Here is a 24,395-nt window from a genome sequence, read left to right as displayed (position 1 = left end):
GGACGATTATCATAACCGTGGTACCACCCAAATTGCATGGATAACATATAACCTTAACACGCTATCCATACCACTTTTGGCAATATATCGTTTGCCCATCCGCTTGGCATTACCCAAGTACTCCAGAGTGTAATTCGCAGCCCTTGTATGTATCAGGTTCCATCAACCCCTGACTTTCTGTAACAGGGACAAAGCCGCTACTGCGCTCTATCAACGTGATTCATGTATTCAATTTATAGCAAGTATAGCCGAACGTTTCGGTCATTGCAAGACCAAGTATGCAAACCTTAAACAGAACAACGGATGCTTAGTTGAAACCAGATTATATAATCATCATGTTCAATTTTCCGTGATAATAACCATAGGCTTTCTCCGCGATCTGATCCTCATTGTTCCAAAATTGCTGATCCAGCGCATCTAAATGGTGCTCTTGTTCCTTTGTCAGTAATTTAGGAATGTCCCATAGTCCAGTAAGCCTTTCATCCTCTTTCAGATGCTCAATGCAGCCGTATGCCGAGGTTATAATCTCCACAACTTGAGTCGCACCAATGTTATGTAATGCCCGTAACGCGTAACGGTATACTTCTTCCCCCCAGTTGCAGAAAAACTGTATTAAACCGCCATTAAAGACATCCGCTTCTAACAGCCATAAAGCAGCAATGTCCTGCTCGTTCGAATTCAACGAAGCCCAGCCCTGTTCAGATTCATTCTTTTTTTCGACAAATAATACAGCATACTCATACCAAATATCATGGATATCTTGCTCGCTCACGTAACACACCTCACTTATCTTTATTCCAAACGCTCTAACTCCTGACGTTTACCCGTCTGATACCAATGTAAATACGGATCACCGATCTGCTGGAAAGCTTCCTGAACACCCCTGTTCAGTTCCTTCATCACTTCATCTGTATAGTTCAGATGCGTCTGTTTATTATCGACACCATGTCTTTCCAACAATCCTACATGCGTCGCGGTGAAAATAATATCCTCCAGCAGCCAATAGATGACTTCCTCCGGCTGTTTTACTCGTTTCTCTAACGAGACGAGACCACGTTCGTATATTCGAACGATATACGTATCTTTTCCACACTCCACATAGGGTACACCGTCCCATTTAAAGGTCTCATACAGGCGGTTAACATAGTTCTGCATCTGTTCCCTGCGGAAAGAAGTTCGCTCTAAAAGCTGTATAAGGATGTCTGCCAATTGTTGTTTGTTTAACATGTTGGACATGAATGCACCTGCCTATTTTAATAAAAAAACGAAAAAGCTGCCAAAGGCAGCCTCTTCTTCCTTACTGTTCAATCAGGTCCCACAAAAAGTCTGGTACGAAGTATCGCATTGTGCAGGTAGTTCAGCATACTCAGCCTGTTCAGGTGAATGTGCGAACGGATCTGAAAGGACAGCCAAAAGCTTCTCCATCACGTTAAGATCCCCATGATTCTCTGCTCGCTCAAGGGCTTCCTCGACCCGATGATTACGGGGAATGACCGCTGGATTGCTCGTTCTCATCAACTGCGTAGAGACTTCCTTCCCACCTTGCTGTCTGTCCAATCTGGCTTGCCAACGCTCATGCCATCCAGCAAATTCTGACGTGCCAAACCAGGCTGTTCCTTCAAAAGTATCAAAAGTCAAAGCCAGGAACGTATTCGTGTAATCTGCACTATGCTTCTCCATAAGTTCAAGAAGATCCTTGATCAATGCCTCATCTTCTGCCTCTTCATCCAACAAGCCCAGTTTGGAACGCATCCCCTTGAGCCAATGATGATGATACAATTCTGAAAATTGTGCGATGGCATCTTGCGCGAGTTGCAGCGCCTGCTCTTCATCTTCGTGCAACAGCGGCAGAAGCGTCTCGGCAAATCGAGCCAAATTCCAGCCGGCAATATACGGTTGATTGTCATAAGCATAGCGACCTTGTCTGTCAATGGAGCTAAATACGGTTGAAGGATTGTAAGCATCCATAAAAGCACATGGACCATAATCAATGGTCTCACCACTAATAGCCATGTTGTCCGTATTCATCACGCCATGAATAAAACCAACTCGCTGCCACTGGGCAATGAGAGCCGCCTGCCGCTTAATCACTTCCTGAAGGAGCAGAAGATAACGATTTTCGGCTTGAGCAACCTCAGGAAAATGTCGATGCAACGTGTAATCAGCCAATGCCCGAAGATCTTCAATAGAACCCCGACTGGCTGCGTACTGGAAGGTTGCTACTCGGATGTGGCTGGAAGCCACACGAGTCAAAATAGCCCCAGGCCGCTCTGTTTCTCGAATAATGTTTTCTCCTGTCGCCACCACCGCCAAACTGCGAGTCGTTGGAATACCAAGTGCATGCATCGCTTCGCTAATGATATATTCACGCAACATGGGTCCAACAGCAGCTCGTCCATCCCCTCCACGGGAGTAGGGTGTTCTTCCTGAACCTTTCAACTGGATATCCACTCGCTCGCCCTGTGGCGTAATCTGTTCTCCCAGCAGCAAAGCCCTTCCATCACCAAGCATGTTAAAATTGCCGAATTGATGTCCTGCGTACGCCTGCGCTAAAGGTTCAGCTCCTTCCGGAACCAGGTTACCTGCAAAAATTTGCGCTCCTTCATCACTGTCTAGTGACTCCACATCCAGTCCCAAACTGGAGGCAAGCAGTCTATTGAATATGATTAGCTTTGGTGATTCAACAGGCACTGCGCTCTGACTTGTAAAAAAAGGTTGTGGTAACTGCGCATAGCTGTTGTCCAAATTCCATCCTTTGTTCAACGTTTCTTCTTGCATGGTGATCACAACTCCTTTTCTGTACCAAGGGATCATCCCCAGGTTATATTCTTGCCTTGTGAACCAATGCTCATTTATGTAGTCGCATGGAAATTGAATTCAAGAGGATGTTGACTTAAACGAACATCTAAAATGTTCTTGATAAAACTTTAGCATATTTGCATTCCTTTTGCATTCCTCATCACTAGTCACTTGGATAAGGGAACTACCACATCGTTGGTTTCGCACCAAAAAAATCCAAGAAGTTCCTTGGCCAAGTGGAATCATTCCCTTTCAATCCACTTCCCAGAAGATCCTTCTTGGATCTATTACGTATACCCGATGACAAGTCTGTTATGGCAAGGATTACGTGTGTGCTTCCTGAGCCTGTACCTGTACAGGCAAGCTTTCTTTTTTGAAACCGAGGTTAAAGAAGATATTGAGCAGGATCGCTGACAGGCTTCCCGTGATAATACCATCACTAACAATAATCCGAATACTTTGAGAAAGCTCGGCAAATAGATCAGGTACAGCAGTAACACCAAGCCCAAGTGAGACGGAGCAAGCCACGATCAATAGATTGGATTGTTTGCCGAAGTCGACGTTTTGCAGCATTTTGATCCCCGATGAGACGACCATTCCGAAGAGGACAACAGTCGCTCCTCCGAGGACAGCACTTGGAATAATGGTTGCAAAAGCAGCTACCTTTGGAATGAGTCCCAGAAAGACCAGGATACCTCCGGCTGCAACAACAACATTGGTTGTTTTCACCTTCGAGAGCTGAACCAAACCGACATTCTGTGCAAAGGTATTGTATGGAAAAGCATTAAATATGCCGCCCAGGACAAACGCGAGACCTTCTGCGCGATATCCCCGTGCCAGATCTTTTTCGTTGATCGGTTGATCACAGATTTTGCTCAAAGCCATAAATACACCTGTTGATTCGATGATAACGACTGTACCTACAATAATCATTGTGATGATGGGGCCGATTTCGAAGGTAGGCCACCCAAAGTAAAAGGGCTGAGGTAAATGGAACCAGGAGGCTTCCTGTACAGAGGCAAAATTCACTTTTCCCATGAAGGCAGCGATGAGGGTCCCCACGATAATACCCAGGAGAACAGCCAGAGATTTAACAAAACCACGAGCATATCGATTCAGAATCAGAATGAACAGTAAAACGCCAAATGAAAGGGCCAAATTGTCCAAACTTCCAAAATTCTCGCTGTTTGCTCCACCCGCCATGTTTTTAATGCCGGTTGGAATTAACGCAAGACCGATGATGGTTACCACTGTACCGATCACAACTGGCGGAAACAATTTGACGATTTTGCTGAAAAACACGGCGAAGATGACGATAAACAAACCCGCTGCAATGATCGACCCATATATGGCAGGAATGCCGTATTGCGATCCAATCGCAATCATCGGTGTCACCGCTACAAAAGAACTTCCGAGCACCGCTGGAAGACCAATACCCAAGTACTTTCCTTTCCGAGCCTGAAGCCATGTTGCAATCCCACACGTTAACAGGTCAATGGATACCAGATACGCTAACTGCTCTGCTGTCAGATTTAGTGCTCTGCCCACAAGCAAAGGTACCAGAATTGCTCCCGCATACATTGCGAGTACGTGCTGAATCCCCAGTGAAAAAACTCTCATCTTTTTGGTTTCTTTCATCCCACGTTGCCCCCCTGAAATTAGAATCAACCGAACCGCTGCAAAAATCATGTTATGTTGATTCACATTATATAAACTATTCAGGGAAGTTCCATGATTCATAACATAGAATTGTGATCAGAGATAAAGAGCCCAACTAAAATTGGGCGTGTTATACAAAAGGTACTCTCATACCGATTATGTCGCGTTATATTAGTTAACACGTAAGGTTGGATAGCCCTCTTTGACACTCGAAAAAAAGAGACATAAATGTGGAATTTAAATTCAGTGTTGCATGTTAATGCGTATTTCTCAACATCACTTGTTTCACATTCTCAGCTTGTCAGTTGAGAAGCTTGATGTTAAAACGTTGCTCCATTATCTCACCGTTCTGGTGAACCATTTCTGTAAAAAACACTTCTTCTGTGTTCATCAGAACAACGGATGAAGCTCTCGTCCCATAGTCAAATTTCTCACTTCTGACGAAGATGGGAGAAAGCAAACGTTCCCACTCCAATGGAACACCTGTATGAGGCAGAAGTTCATCCACTGAAGGATCTGCAATTTGCAGCAAACCTAATATTTGTTCAGTGAGAGTATTCTCGTCTACGTTCTCTCCATGGATGATTTTCTCCAGCCCTTCTTTCCCACGTTTCACCTTGGGCCAATCTGTATTAATCAAGTGATTACTAATCCCGTATATTCCCGGTTTCAACTTCATCACGACATTGCCCACATTCGAATAATAATAGAGGTTCTCCGGATCACCCACTAACAAATTGTAGCCAGGATAATGATCTCGTCTTTGCTCCGCACGTTGTATATATTGCTCAGGTGTGGAGGTTCCCTTTAAAAAGTCAGCAACCAGATCCCCTCTTGAGCCCTTGGCATGTATCTCTTCATTCGGATCACGATAATTCGTAACAGCAGCCAGACGCCCACCGGTTGTTACGCCCATCCAGGTTCCCATTTTTGACAAGTCTCGCCCTGCCAATATCTGAGGGTAATCTTCCCAATAATGTGCTTGAGCCGTAGGTCTGTGATAGAATTCATCCCTGTTTGACCCCAATATAAGCGGATACGTTGGATGTATGTGGTAAGCAAATAAAATTAAACACATGGGAATCTTCAACTCCTATAGTCGTTAACCTCTAGAATCGCAACTTCATATCGCATAATCAACAACAATGACATCTTCCACCCAACCATCGAGAGAGGCTACAAATGCCTGATGAGCAGGATGTGGACCATAGGCACGCAGTGCGTCCTGATCTTCAAACGTCACTCTCAACCCAATCGTATAACCTTGAATACGGTCCGTTTCTTCCGTTACATTGATCCCTGCGGTCAACGCGGCAATCCCCGGGATTTGCTCCTGTAGCGCGAGCAATTGCTCTACCCATTCCTGCTGTTTGGCTAGCGTGGTTTTATCGTTAAATTTGAAAACAACCAAATGTTCAATCATTGTGATTTCTCCTTCGTCCATTCGAATAGTAAAGCGATTTCGTTAAATGAAGTTAATTCATGAAGTTAATTCAACAATTCCAATCCGCCCATCATATAAGGGACAACTCGCTGTGCCAAGTCAGTGGGAGATTCCTCTCTTCCATCCATATTCCATCGATACGTCATTCCATAGATCGACCAGCTTAGCATCGTTGCAGTTATTTTCAGCGTTTTGGGATCTACATCCTTCGCCGCTCTGCTCATTAATTCAAGCAAGAATTGCTCCAGCTGTGTCTTAATGTTTTCTTCAATTATCGGTGCAACCGTCTCATATTTCTTGATGCAGTCATTGCTTGAGACGTGATAATCACATAATGAAAATATAAGTTGCTCTATGGTTTCCGCTGATAACCGGGCATCCGGGTCCACCCTTTTCGTGACATATTCCATAAAAGCATCCGATAACAAGGATTCAAGGAGTGCATATTTATCCTGAAAATGGGCGTAAAAAGTGGCTCTGTTAATGGTGGCCTCTTCCGTAATATTTTGAATCGTAATACTGTTGAAATTTTTAAGATTCAGTTGAACTAAAAACGCATCAAGGATTAATTGCCGAGTGCGAATCACACGCGGATCGTTCGAGTTTGGAGACAATACACCCGACATGCCCCAATCCTCCTTTGTACAGAAAATATTTGGCTAGACTCCTTCATTATAGATAAGTGCTATTGGTTCAACAAGTGAAAGTAAGTGCAAAGACACCATACAATAATCCGTGTCTTTCGCTTAAGCAACAAAACAATCAAACTGTTGGTTGAGCATGCCTCTAGACCTTGTTAACATTGCACTCGTACCCACTGAGAGGTACAACATCATGGAGGTGTATATTTTGAGTAATCCACAATATAACATTATTTCTACAGAGCGTTTGTTTCAACCATACACTGTTTCAAAGCTAACCCTGTCCTCACGCATCGTCATGTCCCCCATGGCTCGTGCTTTTTCCCCGGGTGGTGTCCCTGGCTCAGACGTAGCCGCATATTATCGTCGACGTGCCGAGCATGGTGTTGGACTTATTATTACCGAAGGTGCAACCATTGAACATCCCTCTGCATCAAGTGAACCTAGAATCCCTCATATGTATGGAGAAGCAGCTCTTCAAGGCTGGGCTGAAGTGGTCGAACAAGTCCATGAAGCCGGCGGCAAGATTTTTCCGCAGATTTTACACATGGGCATCGTTCGTCCTTCAGGATCTGACCCACACCCGGAAGATCCATCACTGAGTCCATCGGGAGTTGATATGGAGGGTAATCAAGTAGGTGCGCCCATGACGGAGGCAGAGATTGCAATGGTGATTCAAGCTTATGCTGATGCAGCAGTTAATGCTCAACGCACCGGTTTTGACGGAATTGAACTTCACGGTGCACACGGTTTTCTGATCGATCAGTTTTTCTGGAAAACGACGAATAGAAGGACAGACCGCTACGGTGGTGACCTTCGGAAACGAACTCAATTTGCGATTGAACTTGTCATGGCAGTTCGTGCTGCGGTAGGTCCTGATTTTCCTATTGCAATGCGGATTTCCCAATGGAAAATGAATGATTATCAAGCCAGACTGTTCGACACACCGGAACAACTGGCACAATTCCTTCGTTTGCTGGTTGACGCAGGTGTAGATATCTTCCACTGCTCCACACGACGCTTCTGGGAACCCGAGTTTGAAGGATCTGATCTTGGATTTGCAGGGTGGGTGCGGAAGCTAAGTGGCCAAACCACGATAACGGTCGGTTCTGTAGGTATAGCAGATGAACCTGAAGCAGAAGGCGATGAAGTCAAACATCCGGGGATGAGCGAACTTATGAAGCGATATGAGCAAAAGGAATTTGACCTGGTAGCTGTGGGACGCGCACTTCTTGGTGATCCGGCATGGGCTGCCAAAATACGCGAAGGCCGCGTCTCTGAGATTCAGACTTTTACACCTGAAGCACTGGCTACGCTACACTAAGAACAATCACTTATTGTTCCAGACTTTTTTTCTCACATCATTTTTTCGCACTTATACGTAGGTTTGAACTCATGAATCAACTATACTAAGCAAAGGGCTCGCTATCCCTCCGGGATTGCGGGTATTTTGTTTTTGGAGATAACTGTACGATCAACCCCTTCGAGCAATAGCAATATCGTTCAAGAAAAATCCTTCTTTGCAACCTATAATGATCTTAACTTACCAGAAAGAAGGTGCATCATGACTCGGGAAGTCCGGACTGTGGTATTTGATTCCGATCTCCAGCTAGAAGCTTATCAATTTGAAGGCATTATGCAGAAGTTTCCCAATCATTTTCATGACTATTATGTCATTGGATTTATTGAGCAAGGCAAGCGACACCTCGTCTGCAACAATGAAGAATACATTCTGAATAGTGGCGACATGATTGTCTTTAATCCACATGATCCTCATGCTTGCGAACAGATCGATGGCAGAACCCTCGATTATCGCTGTATCAATGTCCAGCCTGAGGTGATGCGAGAGTATGCGAGAGAGATTACCGGACAAGCTTACTTGCCACGGTTTACCTCCCCCGTTCTCTACCAAAGTGAACTTGTAGGTTCCCTGCACGAGCTGCATCAGATGATTCTGCAGGAGCAATCGGATTTCTGCAAAGAAGAATTGTTACTCTTGCTGCTGGATCAATTGATGCGAGATTATTCGGATGCTGGACCACCTGTATCCACGCAGGATGTTACCACGGAGATCAGGAGCATATGTGATTACATCGAAACTCATTACATGGAAAGCATCTCGCTGAACGAGTTAGCTGAATTGACGGAGCTGAGTAAGTATCACCTGCTGCGTTTGTTCACTCGCCAGAAAGGCATATCACCATACCGCTACCTGGAAACCATTCGTATTAATCATGCTAAACGTCTGTTAGAACAAGGTCTGCTTCCGATTGAAGTAGCCGCACAGACCGGTTTCAGTGACCAGAGCCATTTCACAAATTTTTTCAAAAAACTGATTGGCCTGACGCCGAAGCAATACAGACGTATATTCAACCATGATGCGCAATTGAAACGAGCCATCAATAACCTCATATGACAAGTCCTCATAACACCAAGGCCGCTACCGGACATTTGCTCGCCTTATTTACCATATTGATCTGGGGAACTACCTTTGTCTCGACGAAGGTCCTGTTGATTGATTTTACTCCTGTAGAAATTTTATTTTTTCGCTTTTTGATCGGGTATGTGGTACTCGTACTGATCTATCCGCGTTCACTGCGGGCCGCCTCATTCAGAGAAGAATGCTTATTTATCGGAGCAGGAATATGTGGAGTAACTCTATATTTTCTCATTGAAAATATTGCACTGGTGTATACGACTGCTTCAAACGTGGGGGTCATTGTCTCCATTGCCCCGTTCTTCACTGCTGTGCTCGCCAATTACTTCCTGGAGGGTGAAAAGTTAACTCGCCGCTTTATTATCGGATTTGGGATTGCCTTAAGCGGTATCCTGCTCATCGCACTGAACGGCAGTTTCGTTCTGCAACTGAATCCGCTAGGTGATCTGCTTGCTTTCGTAGCACCTGCGGTATGGGCCATTTATTCTGTATTGATGCGTAAAATTGGCCAGCTTCGCTATCACACCATTGGTGCGACTCGCAAAGTATTTTTCTATGGCCTGATCTTCATGCTGCCAGCTCTTTTCCTGTTTGAATTCCATCTGGAACTCGGGCGCTTCACGAGTATGACCAATCTTTCTAATTTACTTTACCTCGGTCTGGGTGCCTCCGCGCTGTGTTTCGTGACCTGGAACCAGGCTGTGAATCTTCTCGGAGCTATCAAAACGAGTGTATATATCTATCTGGTACCTGTCATTACTGTCGTGTCATCTGCACTCATTCTTCGGGAACAGATCACTTGGGTGATTGTAATTGGGGCGTTCTTAACCCTATTCGGCTCTTACATTTCAGAGCGCAAAGGACACAAGCTTAACAACAAAAACACTAATCCGCGTAGCGGTTAGTGTTTGCTTCATTTTTTACGGATATAACTGGAACTCCTGGTTGACCACCGTTGACATACAGCAAAGTTCATTCATTTGATCTCATTCAATTGAGACAGCAGAATCTCCAGTTCCTCTTGCTCCAGATGACGCCATTGCCCCCGCTCCAGTTGATCCAGCGTAATATTCATAATTCGGATGCGCTCCAGCTTCAATACTCGGTACCCCAAAGCTTTGCACATTCTGCGGATCTGCAGATTGAGCCCCTGTGTCAGAATAATACGAAACACATTTTCACTTTGCCTATTCACTTCGCAAGGTTTGGTCACCACGTCCAGAATTTCAACACCTTCAGACATGGACTTTACAAATTCATCTGTTATAGGTTTGTCTACAGTCACTACATATTCCTTATCATGATTATGCTCCGAACGCATCATCTTGTTCACAATGCCTCCATCATTCGTAAGCAAAATCAACCCCTCAGATGCCTTATCCAGCCTGCCTATTGCAAATATGCGAGAAGGATAATTCATATATTGAATGATGTTGCCCTCCACATGTTCTGCTGCTGTGCAGACAATACCGATGGGTTTATTCAGAGCAATATAGACAGGTTCGCTGTCATTACGAGGAATCTGCTTGCCATCAATGAGTACCACATCGTCAGGTTCAACATTCGCCCCTTTTTCACATACCCTGCCATTGATCGTTATGCGTCCGGCTGCAATTAATCGGTTCGTTTCCCTGCGGGAGCAGAATCCCGTTTCACTTATGTATTTGTTAATTAACATGTGTCACCGCTTCTCATTTGTAATTCCCTGCAAGAGTTAGTACCTTGTACTGATTCTCATTCCCCATCATCTCATTTATACTGATACGAAGCAATGAATGGTTATATGAAAACACATACCACGGTTCATAGGAAAGCCAAAATACACTCTGGAAGGAGTATCCATGGACAAAGTTACTCGACTTACAATTGATCCCGATGATCCAAACCTAGACTCTGGCATATGGATTGGTGGAGAAATAGCATACGTTGCAGACTGGCCGGTCAACCCTGAGGGGCAGCCTTTAATGCATCTGTTCTCCATCCATTGCAATACACTTTCACAGCATGTCGATATCCCTTCTTTACCACAAGATAAATATATCTCGGTCTTCTCCACCTACTCCGCCTCCGAATACTTTCTGGACCAGGTAACCTATGCGGGAGATGAGCTGGAATGGAACGAAAATATTCTCGCAGGATACACTTATGTCTCGGTATCTTCGCATCCACTAACTTCCGTATGTCCCGTTCCACCCATTCCGTTAAGCGGCGTACGTTTGATTGAAATGCAGCTTCACGATCAGGAATTCCCTGCATTTTCATTCTTCTCTCCCACTTTACCGAACGGTGTGAAAGGAATTGACCATCTGCTAGAGGAATATCAACTGGTGTGTCAGATATATTCCGGGGATTTTCCTGATCCATATCAGGATATATTGGGTCTTTCTGATGCTAACGGTTATTTATTTTTGCGAAAAGGTCTCGCGTCTGCTCACGCACCATTCGATGGAATTTTCTTTGTACAGACTGCTTAATGGTGATACGTGTGTCAGGTCCATCATATAGAACGGCTAGTCAGAACGTTTCCTGTCTACTTAGACAGGGGGCGTTTTTTTAATATTCGCACGGTTTACAATTCTCGATCCACACAAGTGACAGCACTGTTAAAAGGTCATATTGATTGGATCGTATCTATCCTTTCGACACGAAATCGTTTTAGAAAAAAGTGTAACACGAATTTTCAAAACTTAACATTATTTTACAATAAAAAGAATGTACATTTGGGCAATTATGGTTTAAGTTATATATGAAATAAACATTAATTACATAATATTAAATTTTCATCCAACTAGGAGGCATGCTTTTGAAAAGAATATTCGCTCTAAGCTGCGGTTTTTATCTGTTAATCGGCATAACCAGCGTTGTGCTCGGTGCCCTTCTTCCTGTTTTATTGTCATATTATGAGCGCGGTTACAGTGATGGCGGATTTTTGTTGTTTCTGCAGTTTCTTGGATTTCTTGTCGGCGTACTTGTAGCTCCTGCCCTGACAGCCCGTATCGGAAGAAAAGCCATGCTGACCCTTGCCTTGATCTGTATTGTGGCTGCTTATACTGTTCTCGGATTCTTGCCATCTTGGACTAGCGTTCTTCTGCTTACCATTCTCATAGGCTTTGGCTCAGGCATCATTGAGCCTTCCGTTGGAGCATTCACGATCGAATTCACAGAGAATCAGAAGGCAGTCGCCATGTCTAAGCTGGATGTCTTTTTTGCTCTTGGAGCACTTCTCATTCCTGCTGTCGCTGCTTTATTTATCTGGATGGACATGTGGCATCTCACTTTTTATGCGGTGGCCGTGTTGTCACTGGTTCTCATGTTGCTGTGGATCACTATGCCCCGGCCAGCCGCACTATATCTGGAACAAGCTGGTGAGAATACAGTGGGGCATGCCGCAGGTAAAGCCAGATATTCAAAAAAACATCTCGGTCTGCTGACGATCTTCGTCATCTTCTTTTTCATCTACATGGGATTGGAACTGGGATTAATGAACTTCCTGCCCTCCATTCTCGTAGAACGACTGCAACTTCAGGAGTCTGTCGCCTCGCTAAGTGTCTCCATCCTGTGGATTGCGATGATCATCGGTCGTCTTTTCTCCGGGAAAATAGCGGAAGCCGTCAACTATATGCCTTTTTTGCTCTGGAGTACGGTCGGCACGCTTATATTCGCAGTGGCTATGGTATTTGTAACAGGACAGTGGGCAACGTACGTGCTGATCTTCGGTACCGGTTTGTTCATGTCAGGCCTGTTCTGTATTGCACTCGTCTATGCTAATGTTCTGATTCCCGGCATGACCGAACGCACAACCAGTATCATGATCGCATCGGGTGGTATTGGAGGTGCAGTCTTGCAGTATGTGACTGGATGGAGTATGAGTGCCTGGCCTATTGTGAATACAATCTGGATTTTGGCCGGATTCTGTCTGATCCTTCTTCTCACATTGATGGTCTCTCATCTATGGACTGTTAAGAATAATGCCGTAAGTGCAGCTCTCGCACAACATAGTAAGGAAATGTAAACTTCATTTCTTAAGGGAGGTGATGCCCGCATCATCCGGGATTGTTGAGCTTCGTTCGAGCTAGTACACCATAATATTGGAGGAAATCGTATGCAAACTTTGACCAACAACCGCTTCGTAGCCGGAAAAGGGATTAAGTTGATTGACGATTCAGGTGTTGAATACCTCGATGGCGTGTCAGGTACGTTCAATCTGTCACTGGGTTATAATCACCCACATGTAGTCAGCAAAATTCAGGAACAAGTCGGCAATCTGACGCATATGTCTTCCTCCTTCACTGAACCATACGTAAATGAAGTACTTGATCACTTAATCGAATATGCTCCAAACGACATTAATGCCGGATGGATGCGGGATATTACCGGTTCAACTGCAAACGAATGTGCAACAAAAATTGCACAGAAGTATACCGAATCGACAGACATCATCAGCCTGTATCTATCCCATCATGGACAGACCCAATTTGCCACCGGAATCTCGGGAAATGCCTTTAGACGGAAACGGTTCCCCAATTCAGCAGCGGCTAACGCTGTTCATGTACCTGCCCCATACTGTTATCGCTGCCCATTCAAATCCTCAAACGGAGACTGCGCCTATCAATGCGTTGAAGCTATCTCTGATGCAATAGAATATGCAAGTTCCGGCTCAGTCGCCTGCATGATTATCGAACCCATTCTTGGGAATGGTGGCAATATCATTCCACCTGCCGGATACTTCAAACGACTGCGTAAACTGTGTGATGAGTACAACATGCTTCTCATTGCGGACGAAGTACAGACCGGCATCGGTCGGACCGGAACTATGTTTGCCAGCGAACTATTTGATATCCAGCCTGATATGATTACCCTTGCCAAAGGTCTTGGCGGAATCGGCGTACCTGTTGCTGCTGTATTAATGCAATCCCGATTGAATGTGCTCGAAAAGCACGAACACTCCTTCACCTCTGGAAGCAATCTGATCTCCGTAACCGCTGCCAAATCCACCCTGGAGGTGGTATCTGAACCTGGATTTCTCGATGCTGTGAAACGCAAAGGTGAAATTTTGGGTGAATTGCTGCATGAATTGGCTATGAAATACCCAAGTATCGGGGAAGCTCGTGGAGTCGGGTTAATGTGGGGGTTGGAGATCGTAGGTAACGGTAATGAACCGGATACGTTAAAAACCAATGCCATTGTTGACCGCGCTTTTACAGATGAGCATCTGATCTTGAGAAGTTCAAGATATGGCTTCGGTAACGTGGTTAAGGTCCGGCCTTCCCTTACGACAACTGAAGACGAACTGGTAGAGATTGTGGAGCGGTTGGATTCGGTGCTTGCCAGCGTGCATTAAAACACTTCAATGTAACTGTTCGAAGTGGTCATTTCGGTTACGAATCGTTCTTATGATCGCTGTTATCCCCGGATTTTTTGATTCCCCTTTTCCCAAGGGGAAAATCCGTTGATAGCGTATGCTTCCGAAGCAGCTTTCTTTCAGAAAGCTTTGAGGCGAATGCTCCACTTCTCCAGAATCGATTTCGTCCCCTTCACTAACTTCGGATCTTCTCAGAAACTGCTTTAAGATCAAACGCTATATTTATATTTTATATAATTATAAGGAGGTTATATCATGCTTGCATTGGTATACAAATCGGCATGGGATGTGGCGCTTGAGGAACGGCCCGTCCCGGAAATTACAAGAGATAATCAGGTGTTGGTTCGTATTCGGGCGACAGGCGTGTGCGGTACCGATCTCGGTATTGTCAGTGGCAAATATCATGCGGTCCCTTCCGTCATACTCGGTCATGAGTCTGCCGGGGAAGTTATCGATGTTGGCTCTGCGGTAACGACATTACAACCGGGCGACCGGGTTGTGATTGATCCTACCTACTATTGCGGACAATGTGACATGTGCAGAACAGGCAGACAAAATCATTGTACACATAAATCGGTTACGGAGACAGGTGTAAGTGCTGACGGGACGTTTACGGATTATTATGTGACCGAGGATCGCTTTTTGTACAAATTAAAGGATCATGTGAGCTATGAGGAAGCGACGTTGACGGAACCGCTCAGTTGTATGCTAACGGGGATTAATCAGATCCATCTACTGCCGAATTTCAGAACGATCATCCTCGGCGCAGGCCCGATTGGCATTCTGTACAGCTACGCGCTCGCTTCCAAAGGTGTTACCGGCTGTCTGGTCGACATTTCGGAGGAACGCTTGGCGATTGCCGACTCCATTGCACCAGATCGCTGGCAGGTTCATTCATCCTTCGAAAATGCAATAGAATCGCTGTCACCTGCAACCCATCAGGTTGATATGATTGTGGATACTACAGGTGTCGTAGGTACACAAGTACTCTCCCAGCTCGCCAGTGGCGGTTATCTGATGCTGGTAGGTCTAAGAGATGGAAATACGTCCTTTAATCCAAAAGAAGTCGTGGACCGTAGTCTGAAAATTATTGGCTCCATTGATTCTCTGGGCACATTCGCAACAGCACATTATATGATTGAGCAAGAGATCATTCCGGCTAAAAAAATCATTACCCACTCCTTTCCGTTGGAAGATTACGAAGAAGCATTCCGCACACTTGGCTGCGATATCCAGGGGCGCACACTTCAAGCCTCTTCACATGCAATCAAAGTTGTACTGCAATCCAGCGGTTCCCGTTTCTAAAGCGGAAAGCTAACCATGATAAAATAGAGTAGATTAGAGATATATGTTTACACAATCCTGGAGGAGGAATACAACATGGTAGCAAATCAAGAATCTGGCGGACTGGGTGCGGCCGATGATAACATCATTCAAGCAGTCATTTTTGATATGGATGGTGTACTGATTGACAGCGAGCCGATATATTTCGAGATTGAACGCAGCTCTTTTGCCCATTTTGGCGCAGTGATGACCGAAGAAGAACACCATACTTATGTTGGAGTTACGCTGGAGTCCATGTGGCAGCAAGTATTGGACAAACATCAACTGACAGCTACGTTAGATGAAGTATTGGCTTATCATCAGCATAATGTGATGCAAACCATGCTCGCTCATTCCAACTTGACGGCAATGCCTTCCGTGGAACGCTGGTTAAGCTGGCTGCACGAGCAACACATTTCCATAGCCGTAGCTTCTTCCTCCCCACGTGCACTGATTGATTTGATCATGAACAAGACCGGACTTGGGCGATACTTTGAGGTACGAATGACCGGAGAGGAGGTCGAGAACGGCAAGCCGGCACCGGATATTTTCCTGACCACCGCTGAAATGATTGGCGCATCCCCGTCCAATTGTCTGGTGATTGAGGACTCTCGTAATGGTGTTCAGGCAGCCAAAAGTGCAGGCATGCGCTGCATCGGTTATCACAATCCGGGATCAGGCAACCAGGACCTATCCAAAGCCGATCTTCAGATTTCCAGTTACGATCAGTTATGGACGTTGAAGGATACACTGCCTTTTGAATGCAGATTGCCAAGCCTGGCGAAGCTACGCTGAGCAGAAGTAGGTCTGGAAGTAAACGTCTAAACATATCTATCGAAAAAACAACCCGACCCGCTTCCATTCTTTCGAATTGGAGCGGGTCGGGTTTTGCTTGCTGCAATGGGTGTTACATTAAAACACATGCTGTAATATCAATTAAACCGAAAGATCGAGACTTCCACCCAGATTGGGATGAGGAGCAGGCACAGACTTCAACATCTCCGTCATCTGCTGGCCTTGCTGCTGTGCCATGTCTTTTGTAATTGACATCACTTGCAAGCTTGCCGACTGTACGACTGAAGCTTGGCTCATTGCCATTGATAATGCTGCAATATCCATGATCTTCACTCCTTTCTCTATCTTATATATGGGCGTACTTACTTTATATCGGTCAGTAGGAATCAAATGTTGAGTAAGCCACACCACTCTACTTATATGTAAGCAGACTTCATTCGTTTTAGTTGATATGTTAAACTCATTCGGGAGAGATGATCATGTTGCCTGTTTCATTTCAATTTACATACGCATAACAAGTCTACTTACCCCTCAATCAATCCATACTTCACAAAACTATGATACAAGCCATCTTCCTCAAGTGTACCAGTAATATCGTCTGCAATGGCTTTCAGACCTGGCTTAGCATTGCCCATGGCAATGCCGACGTTACAAAACTCCAGCATCTCGGCATCATTCATGCCATCACCGATGGCAAATGTATCCTCCTGCGACATGTCCAGATGCTTCAGCAGATCGGCGATTGCAATAGCTTTGTGAATGCCAGGGATCATCAGCTCACCACTTCCTTCACCAAAGATCGGCACCGTGCACTGAATGACTTCGAATTTGCCTTCGAACTCCTGCTTGATTTGTTCAAACGGGATCACCGAGCTCTCCAGGAAACATACTTTGTTCACATCATCCTTGTACAGGTCTGCCTCTCCATACGTCAATCCGGCAATAAACGGATGCGGTTTCAACTCCTTCTTCTCTCGGGCTACCGGATCATTCTCCACATCACCATAAATGCGGCGTTCCAGGTGAGGTTGAAGATTGCTACTCGCATACAATGCCGAATTGGATTCAAGGTAGAAGTCAATGCCATGTTCATTGAAGAAATCGACCATATGTCGAACATCTTCCGCTGTGACCCTTTTGTGATATAGCACGTCCTTACCAAACTCCACATAGCCCCCACCTGCACCGATCAGACCGTCAAATCCGACATCCCAGATCGAATCATAAATCTCCGCCTTGGAGCGACCCGTACATAAATAGAGAAGATGTCCATTTTCTCTGGCCTGTTTGCACGCCTTCTGCGCTGACAACGGAATGTTTCCGTCATCATCTACCAATGTGCCATCAATATCAATAAATACAATTTTCCGCTTCATTTCTTGCATCTGCTTATGCCCCTGTCATGTAATGTTGTCTATGTCTAACCTAGCGAGTACCGACAGGCATTTTCCTGATATAAAATTACCTATTTCGTGGTGTTCGCTGATCAATCAACTTCTCCAAAAATCCGGCAAAAGAATCCGCGTATACCTCAGGTTCCCCATTAAAGTAATCCAAACGCATCACTTTATACTCCCCAAGTTGATCAGCCGTCTGCGTATCAAAGTAGTAATATTCATCCTCGTCCGGTACAAACAGCTCCAGCTTCCCTTCCTTCTTGGCGTCTTCATCGGCAAGTCGGTATCTATACAAAATGTCAACATCCGTATACTCTCGGTGTTCTTCAGACGTAATCGTCAGAATTTCTGTTCCGCTTAACAGCGCTTGACCATAATTCAGAAGCCACCAGCGATAGGATGGGGGTAACGAAAAGCCCAACTCTTGTTCAACTTCAACAATCCAGCTCTCTTGAACTTGATGATTCGGGAACCAGCGTATAGCCTCCGTATGTTCCAGTTTCTCAATCAGACTTGAATACATGGATAGATCTCCTCCAATACCATTGTAATGTCATTGAGTTATGATTACCTTCATCCCAACTTGTCCATATGTACAGTTTGCCAGTCATCATTTTCCTCAGCAATAACCGTAAACCCTTGACGTTTCCAGAAATCTACGGCTCCTGGCAAGAAGCGATGTGTATGCAAGTAGAGTGTAGTATAGTGCATATCCTTCACCACATTCTCCAGTTCTTTTACCAGCATGGAACCAATGCCATATCTGCGATACGCAGGATCTACATAACATTTCACAATTTCGGCTGCAGACTCGGCTGCATATCGACCGTCTACGGCCTGAATACGTCCATCATATGGTAATATTCCAATCGTTCCGACGATGCCCGCATCCCCCATCATTGCAACAAGAAAAATCGATTCATTGGATACCAGATAATGTTCTGTGAACTGCTCGAAATCCACAGGTAACCTCGTGTGATCCATCATGGGAAACACTTCTCTACGTACACGCATGGCAAAATCAATGGCATCATGAATCTGGTGTGCCTGAACTGGTGTTACTGTCGGTATACTCTGAAGTTGTGTCAAAAGATCCACATTCCTTCTCCTCTATAATGGGAGCCATCTCTAGGCATTTCCTTGATCCTTCTTCATGCCATGTCAGATCGACTCTCTTCATCTCATCTTACCGAATTTGGCCCTCCCTATCAATCTATCTACACTACTAACCAAATTAAAAACATGCCCTCACAGTCTGATAGAGTTCGCATACGATAAGGCGTGTCACAATCCATGTTGGAGGGAGAAACGCTCATGTGGTTATGGTTAGGTGTTTTTGGTTTCATTTCGCTAGCAATAATCGTGTTCGTGTATCGTTTTCTGGACCAACGTGCCGAGAGCAAGTTTCACCCCCATGCTCCCAAGCAGCTCTTAGTCAAATTCAAGGAAGGTACAACACCAGATGAGATGCACACCCTTCACAAAAAAGGGAGATGTAAAGTCGCGGAAACATACGAGGATTTGGGTTGGTACCGTGTGGAATCCCGCAAAAAAATGCATCGGATCCTGAAACATTACAAAGATCATGAGTTGATTGAACATGCAGAGCCGAATTACCTTGTTGAGGCTTCCTTCACCCCTAACGACCCTTTCTTCCCTTACCAGTATAACCTGTCCAAAATCAATGCACCCGCTGCATGGGATATCACTCAAAGTAACAGCTCTGTTAAAATCGCCATTATCGACACTGGTGTACAGCTAAACCACCCAGAATTGGCTTCCAAGCTCATCCCCGGTTACGATTATGTTGATTATGATAATATCCCTGAAGACGGGAACGGACATGGTACCCATGTAGCAGGGATCGCTGCTTCTGTTACCAACAATGGTGTGGGAATCGCAGGCACTGCACCACTTGCATCCATCGTTCCGCTCCGGGTCCTGGATAACAACGGGCAAGGAACGGTCGGTAATGTCGGTAACGGTCTTGTCTATGCTGCCAATAACGGTGTACAGGTGGTTAACCTGAGCCTTGGTGGTCCGATGGGAGACGCATTCCTCCAAGCTGCTGTGCAGTATGCCTGGGATCGTGGAGCCGTAATTATTGCTGCAACTGGCAACGACAACACTACATTCCCGATCGTACCCGCATCGTATCCCAACGTCATTGCTGTCGCTTCAACCAATCCTTCCGATCTCAAATCCAATTTCTCCAACTATGGTTCGTGGGTCGATATGGCTGCACCAGGAGATACCATCCTATCCACCTATCTGGGTGGTTCCTATGCCTACCTAAGTGGAACATCCATGGCAGCACCACATGTGGCTGGAGTAGCCGCACTTCTCGCTGCAAAAGGTAAAACCAATGCCCAGATTCGGGATGCACTATGCTTCGCTTCTGATCCAGTATCCGGCTCCGGTGTCTACTGGACTTATGGACGATTGAATGCCTATAGGAGCTTACAGGTGCCATAATACACTGACTATCACTCAAGATTGCACAAAGGCATATCATCTATTTTCACGAATAAAAAAAGAAAGGGCATCTGTATGTAAGATGCTCCTTCTTTGCTTAAAAAGTATTCGTCTTTTGTTAGCATTTGGCATATAAATGATCCCAATCGATTTTCTCGATTGCCCAGTCAAAGAGCAATCTCATAATAACGAGACTGCCCTTTGTCAATTCTATAGCGTCGAACACCTTGTATCAGAAGTATTGTGCGCCATTACTCGCAATGACATCTTTGTACCAATGAAAACTTTTCTTTTTCACTCTGCGAAGTGTGCCCGTGCCATCATTATTCCTGTCTACATAGATGTAGCCATACCGCTTCTTCATTTCTCCGGTACCCGCACTGACCAGGTCTATCGGTCCCCAGCTTGTGTAACCTATGAGATCTACACCGTCTTGAATCGCTTCAGCCATCTCGGCAAAATGACTATTCAGATATTCGATGCGATAGTCATCTTCAACTGCGTCATTGTCTAACAACACATCGGTTGCCCCAAGTCCATTTTCTACGATAAACAAAGGTTTGCCATAGCGGTCATACAGCTGATTACACGTAATTCGAAGCCCCTTTGGATCAATCGTCCATCCCCATTCGGATGCTTTCAGATACGGGTTCTTCACTGAACCAAACACATTGCCCTCAGTCGAATCTTTCAAAATCTCAGGGTCAGTACTGGTACAACGGCTTGCATAGTAGCTAAAACCGATATAATCGACCGTATTCTGCATCAAAATCTCTGCATCTTCCGGTTGCATCTCAATCCGAATGTCATTTTCCCTGAAAAATCTCTTCGTATAACCTGGATAAGCTCCCTTCGACTGCACGTCGATGAAGAAGAACGACTCACGATCTTTCTCCATAGCCTTCCATACGTCATCCGGGTTAGAGCTATATGGATAGACCATTCCTGCGGCTAGCATACAGCCGATCTGTGCACCCGGAATAATCTCATGGCAGGCCTTCACAGCAAGGGCACTGGCTACCAATTCATGATGCACTGCCTGATACAGGACCTGCTCTTTGTCTTCACCTTCCTGAAGGACAATGCCTGCTCCGATATAAGGCAGATGCAGCAACATATTGATCTCATTAAACGTCATCCAGTACTTCACTTTATGCTTGAATCGATTGAATAACGTTGTCGCATATTTCTCAAAGAAACCAATCATCTTGCGATTCTTCCAACCGCCGTAGTTCTCAACAAGATGCACAGGTACATCGAAATGGCAGATCGTTACCACAGGTTCAATGTTGTATTTTAATAACTCATCAAAGACATCATCATAAAATTGTAAGCCAGCTTCGTTTGGCTCCGTTTCATCCCCATTAGGGAAAATCCGTGCCCAGGCGATGGATAGCCTGAGACACTTAAATCCCATTTCTGCAAATAACGCAATATCTTCCTTATATCGATGATAGAAGTCAATCGCTTCATGGGAAGGATAGAATTCCCCTGCTTTTGGCTCATACGAATCCAGGTTACCCAGAGCAATATTCCATCGATTGGCACCAATCGGAATCAGATCTACCGTAGTTAAGCCTTTGCCACCTTCCAGATAGGCACCTTCCAATTGATTCGCTGCGGTTGCTCCTCCCCAGAGAAAATTCTCCGGGAAGGCTGTAAATTTTTCATTCATTGAGGCGTTCCTCCTAAACCATCTGTGATTTCAATTAGCTTAATACCGTGATCAATTTATCTTTCTCATGAACAGATGCCTCTTTCGTTCCCACAATGTCCAGATAATTTGAAGTGTTCGTAACAATGATCGGTGTTACCGTCTCATATCCTGCATCCTTAATCGCTTGCAGATCAAACTCAACAATCAGGTCACCTGCGTTAACACGGTCTCCATCTTTCACATGGGTTGTAAAATGTTCGCCTTTCAGCTTGACCGTATCCTGACCGATATGGATCAGCATCTCTACCCCATCATCGCTTACAAGACCAATAGCGTGTTTGGTACGATATACGGTTTGAACAATACCCGTAATTGGAGATACCACTCTACCGCTGGTTGGACGAATCGCAATCCCTTTACCCATGTGCTCTCCTGCAAACGTTACGTCATTAATATCTTTCAGTGCAACGACTTCACCAGCCATTGGGCTTACGATTTCGTATCTGCTGTTCGGATTTGGATCAAGTACAGGTGCTGGAGCTGGTTTTGCTTCTACTTTGTCTTGGAAACCAACCACGTACGTCAGAATGAAACCAAGGATAAACGCGATACCACATGCAACGAGAGCCATATAGAATCCGGAATCAACGCCTGTTGCTTTGTTAATGAAGCTTGGGAAACCAAACACACCGAGTCCACCAAAGATGTATAATTTCGAACCAGCCAATCCCAAGATACCACCACCGATACCACCAGCAATACAGCTCATGATAAACGGCTTTTTCAGCGGAAGTGTCACTCCGTAGATCGCTGGCTCAGTTACACCGAAGATCCCAGAAATGAAGGCCGGAATACCTAAAGATTTCAGTTTCGTATTTTTGGTTTTCAGTATAACGGCAAGTACAGCACCGATTTGAGCAAAGGAGGCTGCAAAAGACATGGCAATTACCGGATCAGCTCCAGATGTGCTCAAGTTAAGAAGCATGACTGGCACGAGTCCCCAGTGGAGACCAAACAGTACAAACACTTGCCACAAACCACCGATAATCAAACCTGTAACAACTGGGCTTAAGTCGTATATGCCTGTTGCACCTGCACCGATCAACTGTCCTGCCCAAGTGGATACTGGACCAATCAGAATGAATGTTGCCGGAACGATAACGAGTAAAGTAAAGAACGGAACAAGGAACGTGCTAACGACTTTAGGAATGATATTTTTAAAGAATCTTTCAATTTTAACAGCGAAGAATGTAGCAATAATGATTGGAATAACCGATGTGGAATAGCTCATCAGAATAACCGGAATACCCAGGAACGTAATGTGAATCGGCGATTCGATTAACGTACCTGTAAACAGGGTGTACAATGGATCTCCAGCAGTCAAACCGGATAGCGTAGGATAGACTAACGAAGCACCTATCGCCATACCCAGGAACGGTGAACCGCCAAATTTCTTGATTGCCGTATAACCAAGGAAAATCGGGAAGAAGTAGAACAGACAGTCACCCGTTGCATTCAACAGCTGGTACGTACCTGACGTATCTGTGATCCATCCAAATGATAGAAACATGGCTGTAAAACCTTTGATCATACCTGTTGCAGCCAGCAGACCGAGTAGTGGTGTAAACACACCAGAGATCATGTCGATAAATCGACTGAACAATCCAACTTTCTTACCTGAGTTATCAGCTTCCTCTTCAAACTGACCTTCGGTTGGGAAATTCCCCGCTTTAACAACTGCTTTATATACATCCGGCACTTCGTTGCCGATAACAACTTGATACTGTCCACCACTCTGCATGACGGTAATAACACCTGGCAGATTTTTAAGTTCTTCCGTTTTGGTTACGCTTTCATTTTTTAGTTTAAACCGCAGCCTTGTTACGCAATGGAATACACTGTTTACATTCTCGCGACCACCTACACGTGACAGAATGTCCTTAGCTAATTGATCGTAGTTGCTCATTGTAATTCTCCCTCTCTAAGTGAACTCCCCATGACTTTTGTGAAACAAATAAAACCTGAACCACTGAACATACACAACATACCGGATCGTCCGGAAATCAGTCGTGTTATTCAGCAATTCAGGTTTTGCCCTTGACGGTTGCAACCCTGTAAGGCTGTACACATTGGTATTTAATTATTTTACTAGTGAAAGTAATCTGCATGCCATATCCTCTGAACTGAGGATGGTCGGAATTGCCTGATTAAACAGTTACAACCCGATTGATGTATGCGCTTACTTCTTGAACTCATCATAGTACATCTGAACTACGTTTGCAACACTTATTTTAATAAATTATTGAATATTCATCAATGACCTGTCGTTCTAACCACATGAACATATTTACCGGTCAATTCATGACGTTCCATGCATTGTTTCTGATCGAAATAACATAGAAATGA

At 44.9% G+C, this 24,395-nt stretch carries 23 protein-coding genes and 1 other annotated feature (1 of these 24 only partly in view); of the genes, 9 read left to right on the top strand and 14 right to left on the bottom strand.

The genetic code is table 11. The features are described 5' to 3' along the window. Window positions 1-223: a binding site (T-box leader), on the bottom strand; it reaches 5 nt to the left of the window's first position. Between the two features lie 99 nt (window positions 224-322). The 7 genes from MKY73_RS11775 to MKY73_RS11745 form a co-directional block, all read right to left on the bottom strand. Next, window positions 323-772 carry a DUF4375 domain-containing protein gene (locus tag MKY73_RS11775; protein WP_339307608.1) on the bottom strand — a complete coding sequence of 150 codons (450 nt, stop codon included), beginning with the start codon at window positions 770-772 and terminating at the stop codon, window positions 323-325. Window positions 773-792: 20 nt separating this feature from the next. Continuing rightward, a complete protein-coding gene (locus MKY73_RS11770) occupies window positions 793-1,236 on the bottom strand; it encodes an Imm63 family immunity protein (protein WP_339307606.1) in 444 nt (147 codons plus the stop codon). Between the two features lie 72 nt (window positions 1,237-1,308). Then, window positions 1,309-2,778, bottom strand: coding sequence for a YdiU family protein (locus tag MKY73_RS11765; RefSeq protein ID WP_339307604.1), 1,470 nt, complete (start codon window positions 2,776-2,778; stop codon window positions 1,309-1,311). Between the two features lie 345 nt (window positions 2,779-3,123). After that, window positions 3,124-4,437 (bottom strand): nucleobase:cation symporter-2 family protein, encoded by a 1,314-nt coding sequence (locus MKY73_RS11760; protein WP_339307602.1) that lies wholly within the window; start codon window positions 4,435-4,437, stop codon window positions 3,124-3,126. A 322-nt stretch (window positions 4,438-4,759) separates the two neighbouring features. Next, window positions 4,760-5,536 carry an NRDE family protein gene (locus MKY73_RS11755; RefSeq protein ID WP_339307600.1) on the bottom strand — a complete coding sequence of 259 codons (777 nt, stop codon included), beginning with the start codon at window positions 5,534-5,536 and terminating at the stop codon, window positions 4,760-4,762. Between the two features lie 45 nt (window positions 5,537-5,581). Then, window positions 5,582-5,881, bottom strand: a complete 300-nt coding sequence (locus MKY73_RS11750; RefSeq protein ID WP_339307598.1) for a Dabb family protein — start codon at window positions 5,879-5,881, stop codon at window positions 5,582-5,584. Window positions 5,882-5,946: 65 nt separating this feature from the next. Further along, on the bottom strand, window positions 5,947-6,528 hold the full coding sequence (locus tag MKY73_RS11745) for a TetR/AcrR family transcriptional regulator (protein WP_339307596.1): 582 nt from the start codon (window positions 6,526-6,528) through the stop codon (window positions 5,947-5,949). Window positions 6,529-6,736: 208 nt separating this feature from the next. Between MKY73_RS11745 and MKY73_RS11740 the strand changes: the two genes are divergently transcribed. From MKY73_RS11740 to MKY73_RS11730, 3 genes are all read left to right on the top strand, one after another. After that, window positions 6,737-7,867 (top strand): NADH:flavin oxidoreductase, encoded by a 1,131-nt coding sequence (locus MKY73_RS11740; protein WP_339307594.1) that lies wholly within the window; start codon window positions 6,737-6,739, stop codon window positions 7,865-7,867. A gap of 240 nt (window positions 7,868-8,107) precedes the next feature. Then, entirely contained in the window at window positions 8,108-8,959 is an 852-nt protein-coding gene (locus MKY73_RS11735) for an AraC family transcriptional regulator (RefSeq protein ID WP_339307593.1), read from the top strand. Next, window positions 8,956-9,885 carry a DMT family transporter gene (locus MKY73_RS11730; protein ID WP_339307591.1) on the top strand — a complete coding sequence of 310 codons (930 nt, stop codon included), beginning with the start codon at window positions 8,956-8,958 and terminating at the stop codon, window positions 9,883-9,885. The genes MKY73_RS11735 and MKY73_RS11730 overlap by 4 nt, the downstream gene beginning before the upstream one ends. Window positions 9,886-9,956: 71 nt before the next feature. Here the strand turns inward: MKY73_RS11730 and MKY73_RS11725 are convergent, their stop codons facing one another. Next, the gene (locus MKY73_RS11725) at window positions 9,957-10,658 is read right to left on the bottom strand and encodes a pseudouridine synthase (RefSeq protein ID WP_339307589.1); all 702 of its coding nucleotides are present in this window, start codon (window positions 10,656-10,658) and stop codon (window positions 9,957-9,959) included. Window positions 10,659-10,821: 163 nt separating this feature from the next. On the opposite strand from MKY73_RS11725, the gene MKY73_RS11720 reads away from it, so the two are divergent. The 5 genes from MKY73_RS11720 to MKY73_RS11700 all read left to right on the top strand — a co-directional run bounded on the left by MKY73_RS11720 (window position 10,822) and on the right by MKY73_RS11700 (window position 16,460). Further along, the gene (locus tag MKY73_RS11720) at window positions 10,822-11,454 is read left to right on the top strand and encodes a DUF1963 domain-containing protein (RefSeq protein WP_339307587.1); all 633 of its coding nucleotides are present in this window, start codon (window positions 10,822-10,824) and stop codon (window positions 11,452-11,454) included. Window positions 11,455-11,783: 329 nt separating this feature from the next. Further along, window positions 11,784-12,992, top strand: coding sequence for an MFS transporter (locus MKY73_RS11715; RefSeq protein WP_339307585.1), 1,209 nt, complete (start codon window positions 11,784-11,786; stop codon window positions 12,990-12,992). 90 nt (window positions 12,993-13,082) lie between these two features. Next, complete coding sequence (locus MKY73_RS11710) at window positions 13,083-14,321, top strand: aspartate aminotransferase family protein (RefSeq protein WP_339307583.1); 1,239 nt, start codon at window positions 13,083-13,085, stop codon at window positions 14,319-14,321. Window positions 14,322-14,597: 276 nt separating this feature from the next. After that, entirely contained in the window at window positions 14,598-15,647 is a 1,050-nt protein-coding gene (locus MKY73_RS11705) for an alcohol dehydrogenase catalytic domain-containing protein (RefSeq protein ID WP_339307581.1), read from the top strand. Window positions 15,648-15,722: 75 nt separating this feature from the next. After that, on the top strand, window positions 15,723-16,460 hold the full coding sequence (locus tag MKY73_RS11700; RefSeq protein WP_339307580.1) for an HAD family hydrolase: 738 nt from the start codon (window positions 15,723-15,725) through the stop codon (window positions 16,458-16,460). A 141-nt stretch (window positions 16,461-16,601) separates the two neighbouring features. Here MKY73_RS11700 and MKY73_RS11695 read toward each other — a convergent pair whose 3' ends face one another. The 4 genes from MKY73_RS11695 to MKY73_RS11680 form a co-directional block, all read right to left on the bottom strand. Continuing rightward, complete coding sequence (locus MKY73_RS11695; protein WP_105599263.1) at window positions 16,602-16,784, bottom strand: YjfB family protein; 183 nt, start codon at window positions 16,782-16,784, stop codon at window positions 16,602-16,604. A 200-nt stretch (window positions 16,785-16,984) separates the two neighbouring features. Continuing rightward, complete coding sequence (locus MKY73_RS11690) at window positions 16,985-17,845, bottom strand: Cof-type HAD-IIB family hydrolase (protein WP_339307578.1); 861 nt, start codon at window positions 17,843-17,845, stop codon at window positions 16,985-16,987. 76 nt (window positions 17,846-17,921) lie between these two features. Beyond that, complete coding sequence (locus MKY73_RS11685; RefSeq protein ID WP_339307576.1) at window positions 17,922-18,380, bottom strand: SMI1/KNR4 family protein; 459 nt, start codon at window positions 18,378-18,380, stop codon at window positions 17,922-17,924. Between the two features lie 50 nt (window positions 18,381-18,430). Beyond that, window positions 18,431-18,955, bottom strand: a complete 525-nt coding sequence (locus MKY73_RS11680; protein WP_339307574.1) for a GNAT family N-acetyltransferase — start codon at window positions 18,953-18,955, stop codon at window positions 18,431-18,433. Between the two features lie 216 nt (window positions 18,956-19,171). Here MKY73_RS11680 and MKY73_RS11675 point away from each other — a divergent pair, with 216 nt between their 5' ends. Continuing rightward, window positions 19,172-20,332, top strand: coding sequence for a S8 family peptidase (locus tag MKY73_RS11675; protein ID WP_339307572.1), 1,161 nt, complete (start codon window positions 19,172-19,174; stop codon window positions 20,330-20,332). A gap of 232 nt (window positions 20,333-20,564) precedes the next feature. Here the strand turns inward: MKY73_RS11675 and MKY73_RS11670 are convergent, their stop codons facing one another. Then, the gene (locus MKY73_RS11670) at window positions 20,565-22,007 is read right to left on the bottom strand and encodes a 6-phospho-beta-glucosidase (RefSeq protein WP_339307570.1); all 1,443 of its coding nucleotides are present in this window, start codon (window positions 22,005-22,007) and stop codon (window positions 20,565-20,567) included. A gap of 34 nt (window positions 22,008-22,041) precedes the next feature. After that, window positions 22,042-23,955, bottom strand: a complete 1,914-nt coding sequence (locus MKY73_RS11665) for a beta-glucoside-specific PTS transporter subunit IIABC (RefSeq protein ID WP_339307568.1) — start codon at window positions 23,953-23,955, stop codon at window positions 22,042-22,044. Window positions 23,956-24,395 lie beyond the last annotated feature (440 nt).

The sequence above is a fragment of the Paenibacillus sp. FSL R5-0519 genome (genome assembly GCF_037974275.1).
In the GTDB taxonomy this organism is placed as follows: domain Bacteria; phylum Bacillota; class Bacilli; order Paenibacillales; family Paenibacillaceae; genus Paenibacillus.
This window is presented reverse-complemented; position numbering and strand designations above follow the sequence as displayed.